8 protein-coding genes are annotated in these 11,938 nt (G+C 30.9%); all 8 read left to right on the top strand.

Translation table 11 applies throughout. From position 1 onward, the window contains the following. The first annotated feature begins 782 nt into the window (after positions 1-782). The 8 genes from Q0649_RS05530 to Q0649_RS05495 all read left to right on the top strand — a co-directional run bounded on the left by Q0649_RS05530 (position 783) and on the right by Q0649_RS05495 (position 11,910). Positions 783-1,784, top strand: a complete 1,002-nt coding sequence (locus Q0649_RS05530) for a hydroxyacid dehydrogenase (RefSeq protein WP_298838537.1) — start codon at positions 783-785, stop codon at positions 1,782-1,784. 166 nt (positions 1,785-1,950) lie between these two features. Then, positions 1,951-2,766: a carbohydrate-binding protein gene (locus Q0649_RS05525; RefSeq protein ID WP_298838534.1), complete on the top strand. Its 816-nt coding sequence runs from the start codon at positions 1,951-1,953 to the stop codon at positions 2,764-2,766. Between the two features lie 525 nt (positions 2,767-3,291). Beyond that, complete coding sequence (locus Q0649_RS05520) at positions 3,292-5,088, top strand: sensor histidine kinase (protein ID WP_298838531.1); 1,797 nt, start codon at positions 3,292-3,294, stop codon at positions 5,086-5,088. A gap of 2 nt (positions 5,089-5,090) precedes the next feature. Next, positions 5,091-6,695, top strand: coding sequence for a response regulator (locus Q0649_RS05515; protein ID WP_298838528.1), 1,605 nt, complete (start codon positions 5,091-5,093; stop codon positions 6,693-6,695). A 117-nt stretch (positions 6,696-6,812) separates the two neighbouring features. Beyond that, the gene (locus Q0649_RS05510) at positions 6,813-8,198 is read left to right on the top strand and encodes an ABC transporter substrate-binding protein (RefSeq protein ID WP_298838525.1); all 1,386 of its coding nucleotides are present in this window, start codon (positions 6,813-6,815) and stop codon (positions 8,196-8,198) included. Between the two features lie 80 nt (positions 8,199-8,278). Then, positions 8,279-9,232, top strand: a complete 954-nt coding sequence (locus tag Q0649_RS05505) for a carbohydrate ABC transporter permease (protein WP_298838522.1) — start codon at positions 8,279-8,281, stop codon at positions 9,230-9,232. 36 nt (positions 9,233-9,268) lie between these two features. Next, complete coding sequence (locus tag Q0649_RS05500; RefSeq protein ID WP_298838520.1) at positions 9,269-10,138, top strand: carbohydrate ABC transporter permease; 870 nt, start codon at positions 9,269-9,271, stop codon at positions 10,136-10,138. 56 nt (positions 10,139-10,194) lie between these two features. Continuing rightward, complete coding sequence (locus tag Q0649_RS05495; protein ID WP_298838518.1) at positions 10,195-11,910, top strand: glycoside hydrolase family 3 protein; 1,716 nt, start codon at positions 10,195-10,197, stop codon at positions 11,908-11,910. Positions 11,911-11,938 lie beyond the last annotated feature (28 nt).

The raw sequence follows: 11,938 nt of genomic DNA, 5'->3' as shown, positions 1-11,938 counted from the left end.
GAAACATCTATCTTCTCTATTCAGGAGATATTATATCATTGTGGATTAACTGGTTACTAGTATCCAATATTGGTAATTGACAATAATCACAATTAAGATAAGGTTAACTAAAATTAAATTATGAGTTGCGAATATTAGATAAGATATTAGTTGTATAGTTGGTAGTTATTATGACTGATTTATTATCAATGCTTACAACTACATTATAGGGGAGAAAAATATTATAGTTAAAAATAATGATGTTAAAGTTGATGGGCTTGGCAAGGGTGTGTCTCGTAAGTTACTTGCATATGTTAATAATAATATAATGATGGTAGAGGTAACATTTGCTAAAGATGCAGTTGTAGAAATTCATTTACATAAAAATGAACAAATCAGTTAAATTACAAAGGGAAGTTTTAAGTTAAATATTGATGGGAGAAAGGAAACAGTAAAACATGGCGATACTTATTACATTAAACCCAATATATTACATGGAGTTTTAGCACTAGAGGAATCAACCATATAGACGTGTTTACAACACAAAGAGAAGATTTTTTTAAATAAAGCATAAAAACCATTTTACTTATTATCACTTTATATTATGATAATGAGGACTTTTTAACTTGACAGATGGTTAAAGGTAATTCAAAGTTATTCTACTGGAGTAAAAATTATAGAGCAATAAGCTTATGCGTATAACCCAGTAAATTAGAATCTATGGTGTGAAGAAGCCTTTGCAGAAGCAGGAGTAAAATTTGTAGATCGGGTTATTAGTATATATATTTTGGAGGTGCATTATTTTGAAAACACTTATAACGATATCAGATATTAGTCTAAAAAGAATACTTTTTAGTACTGAAGCATTAGAAAAATTATATGCTATATCAGAAGTTCATTGGATAGAGGAGGGGAAAATATATAGTGTAGAAGAGCTCAAAAATGCTATTCCACAATATGACGCGTGTATAACTTCATGGCACTCTCCTAAATTCACATCAGAGGTTCTTAATGAAGCTGTTAATTTAAAGTTTATTGGACATGCAGCTGGCACTGTAGTACCTATTATGGATGAGGACATATTTCAAAAAAAGATTGTTGTAGTCAACGCTAATAATGTTTTGGCAAGGTCGACAGCAGAGCACACTGTAGGATTAATGATGGCGGGTGCATGGAATCATAATGGTTTTAACTTAAATTTAAAGAGAGGGATTTGGGGTAAAAGTAGTGAAGGTATAGTAATGGGATTATATAAACAAACAATAGGGTTAATTGGATATGGTTGTATTTCAAAAGAAGTTATAAGATTGCTTAAGCCTTATGATGTGGAGATACTTTTATATTCAAAACATTGTAATAATGAAGAAGCAGATGCCCTTGGTGTTAAACTTGTAAATTTGGAAAAACTTCTAAAAGAAAGTCAAATTATATCTTTGCATAATACACTAACAGATTCGACAAAGGGTATGTTTGGAAAGAAAGAATTAAGTCTTATAAAAGATGGTGCACTACTTGTAAATACTTCGAGAGCAGCGATAATTGAGGAGAGAGCTTTAATTGAAAGTTTAAGTGAAAATAGATATTTTGCAGCTATTGATGTATACCACACGGAACCTTTAAGTCAAAATTATGAATTATTAAAGCTGAAGAATGTTTTTTGTACACCTCACATAGGAGGATTTTCTAGCTATTGGAGAAGTAAATTTGGAGAAATAATTATAGATGATTTAATAAGATGGACTAATGGGGAAAAAGTTCAAGGTGAAATAACATTAGAAATGTTTAGACGACTTACACCTAAATAATAAAAATGAGAACATTTACAGATGAATTCAAATTTATAAAGTTCTTTCTTAAGGAAATATTTCAATATAAATTATTAATAAATTTGCCATAATAATTACAATAATATATAAAAATAAAATTTAGTGTTATGAAGTAAACTAAATAAAATAATGGAGGCTTTTAGTTATGAATCAAACCAATATAAATGAACTAACTATAGCGATTATAAATGAGTCTAATGTAATTATAAGTAAAATTTCTGGACATAAGGAAGTTTCACTTGTTTATGAAGAAAGTTATCAAGAAGGGGATAAAATTCATTTTACAAATATATCCGATAATAAATATTTAGTAATTAAGATAGACGATAAATTAAAGGGGGCCTTAATATATTTAATTGGGAGCACATTGGAGTTTCTAATACCTTTTGATGAACAGGCGAAACCATATTCTGAAAATACTTTTAAAGGAAAAAACCACAATATTAGTATGAGAATTGCTAACAAAGACGAAGTTTATGCGTATAGAGACCTTGCTGAAAATGTAATGGATAAGCGAGGAGAAACAACTTACTACCCACATGCAATAGCAAATGTGGAGACTAGAAACGAGTCGGTTTTCGCGGCTCGAAATGTTATTGATGGACGAGTAGATACGCAAAGTCATGGTAGCTGGCCTTATCAGTCATGGGGAACTGATCAAAGAGAAGATGCACAAATCAAGATTGATTTTGGAAGAAAAGTACAAGTGGATAAAATAGCTTTATATTTAAGAGCTGATTATCCACATGATACTTTCTGGAATTTTATAAGAGTAGAATTTTCTGATGGAAGTAATAAAATTGTAGAACCTGTGAGGTCTTATGATGCTCAGTATTTTGAGTTTGATAAAAAAGTAATTACATGGATGAAGCTATTGAATTTTAAAAAGGCAGAAGAAGAGATTGATTTTGCAGCATTGACGGAAATTCAAGTGTTTGGAAATGATATTCAAAGTAAGTGATGAAGTCAATCATTTTATTGATATTTATAATGCAGTTGTTCCAAAAGATAATGCTTGCATGTGCTTTATCAGTGATAGCTGTCAATGTATCCTATATAATTATGATGAATAATAAATTAAATAAGCTTGACACTTGGAGTAGCGATGCTACTCTTTTATTTTAAATTTTAACCTTGAACATTATTAAGATAAAGTGTAAATCAACATACTAGGTGCCGTTTATCTTTTGTGGATTAGGGAGTTAGCTACCATCGTTCATAGGTTCTACCATATATACCAACCTCATTGCATTATGGACTCAACCGAGCACAAATCCTATACTGTATAGTATACTATATTTATCTCTAAGAAAATTAGCTTACCACTTAGGAATATAATAAATCATATATAATGATATATAACAGAATTTACTCAAGTGAATGTATTAAAATAATCAGGTGGTATAAAACAAATTTTAGTAAATAAGCAAATATGGTAGTATAATGAAAATATTAAAATAACATTATTATACGAGTGAGGTGTGAAATGACTACTGTATCAATTTTTTTACAAAGGAGTATTGTACGTTTTAAAAATTTAAAACTAAAGAATAAAATAGCTCTAGCTACAACAGTATTGATTTCAGTGTCAACAGCAAGCACATTAATATTTCTGTACATACAATCTAAGAATATAGTGTCACAAAAAAGCTATAATGAAACACATGAGATAACTGTACAGCTAGTAAAGTATTATGATGAAAAACTTACTAAAATAATTAACTTAACTCAAGGTATTTTTCAAGACCAAACTTTTAAGTTGTCATTAAATAATATATTATGGAATCCACAGTACAACTATGCAATAGAATCAACCACCATGCAAAGTCTATTTCAGCAAACTAGGTTAAAGGATACATTTGTGGATTCTATTTTTCTATTTACTACCAATGGAGTATTTCATGAGAATAATAACACAGTAAGAACAGGATTTGATTTTACTAAATCTAATCTCTATAAAGGTTATCAAATAAATCACGTTATTTCCTGGCAATCTGGTTGTCAGGATGTAATATTTGATAACAAATCCGACGTAATTCCTGTTGTATTAAGTACAACAATAGATGGAGTGTATGATAGGGCAGTACTGGTACTTAATTTAAAAGAAAATGCGTTTAAAGCAAGCTTAGAAGAGATTAGTTCAAATAATAAGGGAAGTATATTTTTACTTAATACTGATGAAAGCGTTGTCACGTGTGTTGATGATAAGGACTATGCACCATTATTAAAAGATAAAAATTTTCTGTACAAACTAAATAATAGTAGCGGGTATTTTAAGTATAAATATAATAATCAAAAGCTTTATGTAAACTATGCTATTGTAGCAATAAATGGATGGAAAACCATAATGATTCAACCAGAATCAGAACTACTTAAAGATGTGAATAGTTTGCAGATAACAGTTTTATTAATTGGGTTATTTACTATAAGTTTTGCAGGAATGATGTCAATACTTGTAGCATCAACTATAACAAAACCCATTTATAGATTAAGGAATACTATTTTAAAAGTTCAGAGTGGGGAATTAGATTCCAGATTTAAAAATATCTATTCAGATGAAATAGGACAACTTGGAGAAAGTTTTAATGGAATGTTAGACGAGATACAATCTCTAATAAAAGATCTTGGACTTGAACGTGAAAAGACTAAAGAAGAGCAAAAACAAAAGTCTAAAGCAGAAATAAAAGCCCTCCAAGCACAAATAAATCCTCATTTTCTTTATAATACTTTAGATTCAATATATTGGAAGTCAAAGTTAGGGGAAAATGAAGAGGTAAGTGAAATGATAATTTCATTGTCTAAACTCTTAAGAATTGGGTTAAGTAAGGGACAGGATAAAATTCAAGTTGAAAGCGAGATTGAACATGTAAGAAATTATTTATATTTAGAAAGTAACATGTATAAGGGGAAATTTGATTATGTAATTAATATAGACGGGGACATATCCAGATACTATATCGTAAAGACTATCCTTCAGCCATTTGTGGAAAATTCGTTGCTTCATGGATTTAATGGTATCGACTATAAGGGAAATATAATTATAGATGTGAATGTGAAGGAAAATAATATTATCTTAGTGGTTAAGGATAATGGTCGAGGAATGAATATTGATGTTATTAGGAAATCTCTACAAGAAAATGTAACTGAATCAGAGGGATATGCGTTAAAAAATGTATATCAGAGATTAAAGTTAAACTATGGAAAAGAATGTAGCATTAATCTTAGAAGTGAGCCTTTTAAAGAAACTTCTGTTGAAATAATAATACCTGCGGAGGAAATATAGTTATGTATGGAATGATAGTAGTAGATGATAAGGAAGATATAGTAAGAGGCATCGAAAAATTAGGTAACTGGAGAGAAATTGGTGTTGAGATTATAGGTACTGCATCAAATGGATTAGAAGCATTAAAATTAGTGAAAAAGTTTAAACCAAAAATTATTATAACAGATATAAAAATGCCAGTTATGGATGGATTGCAATTGACCCAAAAGGCTATAGAGTTTGATGAGACAGTCAAAATAATATTGCTAAGTGGATATGGTGAATTTATGTACGCCCAACAGGCTATGAGGCTGGGAGCGAAAGAATATTTGTTAAAGCCTGCTACCATTGAAACCATAACAGAAGCGGTATTAAGAGCAAAAGAAGAGATATTAATTGGAGAAATGAGGTTTAGTGAAAATATAGAACTAAGTAAAAGAGTTAAAGAAAATCTGCATTTGGTTAAAGATAAGTACTTTACTTATTTAGTATCTGATGTGGAAAATGAGATTATCGGTATGAAGGAAAAACTGAGTTACTTGGATGTCGACCTTGATGTTGAAAATTTCACAGTGATGGTTGTTTCACTTGATGATTATGAAAAGGTTTATTCTTTAGAGTACGGTGGAGACTATGATTTGGTAATGTTCGGTATTGTAAACATACTAGAGGAAACTACTGGATGGTTCTGTAAGAATGTTGTATTTGAAAGTAATAAGTCCACAATAGCTATTATAATGAATGACAAGGACAATAATATTTTTTCTATTGCTGAAAAGTGTAAGCAAAGAATAAACCAATATCTGCATTTGTCAGTTTCTATTGGAATTGGGAGGCAGTATGAGAGGCCTCAGGATATTTCGGTTTCTTATAAGGAAGCTGTGCAGTCGGTAGAAAACAAATTTACTATTGGTAAAAATAGCATTATTAGTATTAATGATATAGATGTAACTGGTGATATAACGTTTAGATACCCCCATAAAATCTTAGAGAATCTTATAAGGTACATGAAAATAGGAGCAGTAGAGCGAGTTGAGGAGATTTTTGAGTCTTTTATTGAGGAGATACGTAACAAAAACCCCAATTTACCAAAGCTAATAAAAAGTTATCTAAGTGAATTTATATTTTCAATTTCAAAAGAGCTTATGGTAGAAGAAATAAGCATAAAAGAGATTTTAGGAGATGAGTTGGAGTACGTAAATAAATTAAATAACCTTGAGACATTAAGGGAAGTTAAAGATAAATTAAAGAAAGCAATCATTGAAATAACGAGTTACATTTTCAATTCAAAAAAAGAAAATGAGAAGAGAAATATAGATTTAATTAATGATTATATTAATGAAAACTATATGATGGATATATCTTTAAATAATATATCGAAGCATATATTTATAAGCCCTAGCTATATATCAACACTAATAAAAGAACATTACAATGAAAACTTTGTTGAGAGGGTAACACGGTTAAGGATTGAGGAGGCGAAATTTCTCCTACTTTCAGGGAGAAACAAGGTTTATGAGATAGCAGAAAAGGTTGGTTATAAAGATAGAAGGTATTTTAGTGAAATATTTAAGAAATGTACTGGACTAACACCTAAGAAATATGTTGAGAAATATAGAAAACTTTAAAAGCGGGTATATAACCTTTTAAAGTTTTTCTCCCTTTTTTGAAGATATTCGCATTGTCTGATTTTACTATATATATTAAACTGGGGTTATCGAAAATAATTAATGGGGGGTTTTAAGATGAAGGGTAAATGTATACGATTTCTAACACAAGCAATAGCTTTTAGTATAACAGCAACTTTACTTGTAGGTTGTGGATCATCAAATGGTCAAGCAGTGAAAAAAAGTGGCCAGGCTACAGTAACACCGGTAAAACTAACATGGTGGACATTTCAAAATTCTGATTCTGTCTATATGAAAGCTATGGTAGCAAAGTACAATAAAGAAAACAAGGTAGGAGTTACAATTGATTATGTTGTTCAAAGTTCCAATAATTTTAGGCAAGCACTGGATTTAGCTTTTCAATCAAACCAGGCACCTGATATATTCACAGGCCAAGATATAGCAAGTTATTATGTTCCAAAGGGTCAAATTGAACCATTAGACAAATATTTAACTCCGGCGATGAAGGCGCGTTATGGAACAAAGTTATATAGTGAAGGAGATAATGGTGTAGATGGAAAGATTTACAGCCTAATTAATACAGGCATAACTTATAGACTTATGTATAATAAGGATTTATTTAAGAAAGCCGGTATTGCTGCGCCTCCAAAAACAGTAAATGAAATGGTTGTAGATGCTAAGAAGATAACAGAAGTAGGAAAAGCAGACAAAGCATATGGGTTTGCAATTAATATGAAGAATACTCAAACATCTATTGAGAGATCAATTAATATAATTGGTCAGATGAGTGGGTTCAGAAATTATGATTATAAAACTGGGTTATTCAATTTTTCTCCATATAAACCTATAGTACAAGCATTTGCTACTATGGCTAAAGATGGTTCTATGTTCCCAGGTTTCGAATCGCTTGATGTAGATCCAATGAGAACACAATTTGCACAAGGAAAAATAGGAATGTATTTGTCAGGAGCATGGGAACCATCTTGGTATGATGCGTTATCTCCTAAATCCACAGTTGACTATGCAGCAGCTCCAGTTCCTACAATTGATGGAAATGTAAAAGCACCAGCTTATATAAGCGGACTAAGATGGTTGTTTATGAGCAGTAAGTCAGCACATAAAGATCAAGTTTGGGATGCAATAAAATTTTTCTACTCAGATGCAGTACAAACGGGCTACAATGAAAAGGGCTTAGGCGTAGTTATGGTTCCATCAGTATTGGCTAAGTCAAAAAAATCAACTATTAAGGCTATGAGTGATTTCTTACCTACAAAAGAGGATGCTATTTATCCACCAATACCTAATGTAAGAGCTCTTAAAATTGAAGGAAGTCCTTTTAATGATATATTTGCAAATGTTATTACTGGAGGAACAACCTTTGATAAAGAAATAGGACCTCTTAATAAAAAATACAACGATGCTCTAGACCAAGCTATTAAATCAGGAAAAGTAAAAGATTACAAGAAAGCTAATTTTAATCCATCATCCCTAATTGGTAAATAAATATTAAATACAAATTAAATGTGCCAGGCTCTGGAAAGACATAAGAGTCCAGGCACAATTTTAAAAAAGGGGGAAGAGGCATGCAGGTTACAAGAAAAAATAATACTAATAAGTCTTTAAATTTCACTAAGAAAGAAAATTTAAAAGAAAGACTGCAGACATATGGAATGATTCTACCTAGTTTTATTTTTCTTTTGGTATTTTCTATATATCCATTAGTATGGGTTCTTAGGTATATGTTTTGTGAATTTGACGAGTCTACACCAGCTAAGTTTATAGGTATGGGGAATTTTGTTAGAATTTTCACAAGAGATACTTATTTCTGGAAAACAGTTTTGAATACATTTATTTATGGTGGTGGGAAAATCCTTTTGACTATTCCAATATCTTTTTTACTTGCATTACTTATAAATGAAAAATTAAAAGGAAAAGATGTAGTTAGAGCTATGATTTTTATGCCTACAATTATCAGTACCGCTGTTATGGCTATGATGTTTTATTACATATTGAATCCATACAACGGTGTACTTAACCAGATATTAATAAGCTTCCATATAGTTAGCCAGCCTATTAATTGGCTAGGTGAAAAGTATGCTATGCTGTCAGTAATTTTAGTAGCAGTATGGGGAGCGATAGGTAATTATATGATTTATTTTATTGCGGGTCTTCAATCAATACCGCAAGAAATATATGAAAGTGCTGAGATTGATGGTGCAAATAAGTTGCAAACAACCTGGTATATAACCATTCCTATGCTTGGACCGGTTATGCAGATTATAATTATGATGGCGATAACTGTATCACTTAAGGGATATGAAAGTATTATGGTTCTTACTGGCGGAGGGCCAAATGGATCCACAGATGTTATGTTTCTTTATGTATATAAGCTATTTTTTCCTATGTCTGATGGTTCTGATTTTAGAACTAATTATGGTTATGGTGCTACAGCAGCATTTGTATCAGCTATTATTGTTGGTTTAATAACGTGCGCGTATCTCTATTACTCTAGAAAATCAAGTGAGGACATACAATAAAATGAGGTGAAATGCTAAATGAAAGGTGGAATTAATATGGAAATTAATTCAAATTATAAAAATGTAAAATCTCTTACGATGATATTACTTAATATATTAAAATGGATTTTTATAATTTCTATGATTATATTTACATTGTTTCCTGTTGTTTATATTATTTTAGGGTCATTTAAAAGTAATATGGAACTAATGATAGGTGGTAATATCATACCAAAGGTATGGAGGCTTACAAATTATATTGATGCATGGAAAAAAGCTAATTTTGCAATATATACTTGGAACAGTCTTTATTTTTGCTTCTTTGTTACATTGGGTGCTTTATTAATTTCCTCAATGGCGGGATATATACTTGCAAGGAAGAAATTCTTTGGTAAAAAAATTTTTAAAGCAGTTCTTTTATCTACAATGTTTATAACTTTAGGAGCAATTGTATATAAACCATTATATATTATGATGGTAGGTATTGGATTAAATAAAAGTCTATGGGCAATAATTCTAATCCAAATAGGAGCTCAGGGTATGAATATATTTATAGTTGAAAGATTCGTAAGAGGAATTCCAAAGGAACTTGACGAAGCTGCAAAAATAGATGGTTGCAGTACGTTTAGAATTTATTGGCAAATAATAATTCCTTTAATCAGGCCTATACTAGGGGTTGTTGGATTGTTTGCGTTTAGAGACGCTTGGAATTCATATGTATTGCCATCTATATTTTCAATAATGAACAAAGATCTTATGACCTTGACAGTAGGAGTTGTAAACCTAAAATATGCTGATGGTGCGGCAATTCAATGGAACATAATGGTAGCTGGAGCTTCTATAGCATTGGTACCAATGCTTATAGTATATGTATTTGCCAGTAAGCAATTTATTTCTGGTTTGACTGTTGGAGGGGTTAAAGGATGATTTTTATATACTAGGGTTTAAGGGTACCCTTGTAAGAACTTATATAGGAGGAAATTATGAAGAGTGAGAATAAATATGTGAAAAATCTAGTTTCTAAGATGACATTGGATGAAAAGGTCGGAGCATTATTAACATTAGGTTTTAGTGGAACTATAGCAATGCCACATATATACGAGTTTATAACTAAATATCATTGTGGTGGGTTAAGGCTTTCTCCAACTTCAAGAATTTTTGGAAGTTATGTAAATCCTAAATCTGGAGAAACTGTTGTTAATGTTGTAGATGAAAAAGGTTTTAAAAATGGTATAGAGCCTCCAACTACAAATGCGTCTGAATATAAAAAGCTACTTTGCGAATTTCAGAAATTAGCTATGAATAGGCCTCACGGAATACCACTTCATTTTTCATATGATCAAGAGGGTGGAACTAGTTCAGATTTTAATTTTAGTGGAGTAAATATATTCACAAAACCGATGGGAATAAGAGCAACAGGTGATAGCAAACTTGCTTATGAAGTTGCTTTAGCAGTTTCTAAGCAAAGTAAAGCAGTGGGCTTTAATTGGATACATTCTCCGGTTATTGATATTAATGTAGATCCTAGAAATCCTGAAGTTTATACAAGAGCTTATTCTGATAGAGTGGAAGAAGTAGTGGAATACTCAGAGCAATCTTGTTTGGGTTTTAAGGAAGGGGGTTTAATTGCAACAGGTAAACATTTTCCAGGAAGAGGAGATTCACCTGTGGATGCACACTTTGAGGTACCGGTTATAAATGTGGATAGAGAGACTATGTTAAAACGAGAATTATTACCTTATAAAGTACTTATAAATAAAGGCTTATTGCCGTCTATAATGATAGCACATAGTATATTTCCCGCATTTGATAGCGAGCATATTGCTACAGTTTCAAAGAAGATAATAACTGGATTACTAAGAGAGAAATTAAAATTTGATGGAGTAATTGCTACAGACAGTATGACCATGGGAGCGATTGCTATAAAGTATGGAGTTGCAAATGCTTGTGCATTATCACTTGAAGCTGGAGCAGATCTTGTACTTATGAAAGCTGAGGGGAGTCTTGTTGAAGAAACTTTTAATAAAATAAAAGAATTTATTAAAGATGGAAAAATCAGTATAGAAGAATTAGACAAAAAAGTGTATAGAGTATTAAATGTAAAATATGAGTATGGGTTATTTAATTATGAAACAATAACAGGTGAAAGGCCTGAGGATATAATTAATGAAAAGAGAATAGTTGCTTTATCAAAATTAGTTGGAAGAAAATCTGTTCTTGTGGCAAGAGATAGAAACAAATTGTTGCCTATACGTAAAGATGAAAAAATATTGGTTATAGAACAAATAAATAAAACACCTAATAATTTTAGCTGGTATCCGGGCATACTTTTTAAAAAATGTACTAAGTATAAGAAAAACATATCATATTTAGAAACAAATTATACTTTTGATGAACAGGATATAGAGAACATTCGGAGAAGAATTAAAGACTATAATATCATAATTGTAACTAATTTCTATATACGAGGAAAACTTGCCAATAATGATATTATAAAAGAGATCGTAGGTGATAAATCTAAACAAGTAGTATTAGTTACCAATACTCCTTATGAAGTATTAAGTATACCAAAGGAAGCAGATTCAGTAGTTATAACTTTTGCAACCTCACCAGACAATATAGAGGTTGTTGCAGGAGTAATATTTGGTGAAGTAGTTCCTGAAGGCGAATGGCCTATTGAGTATAAACTTAGTGAATGAATATAAAAGAATGGTTTTGGGAGGTACG

This window comes from uncultured Clostridium sp., assembly GCF_937920395.1.
Classification (GTDB): Bacteria; Bacillota; Clostridia; order Clostridiales; family Clostridiaceae; genus Clostridium_AD.
This window is presented reverse-complemented; position numbering and strand designations above follow the sequence as displayed.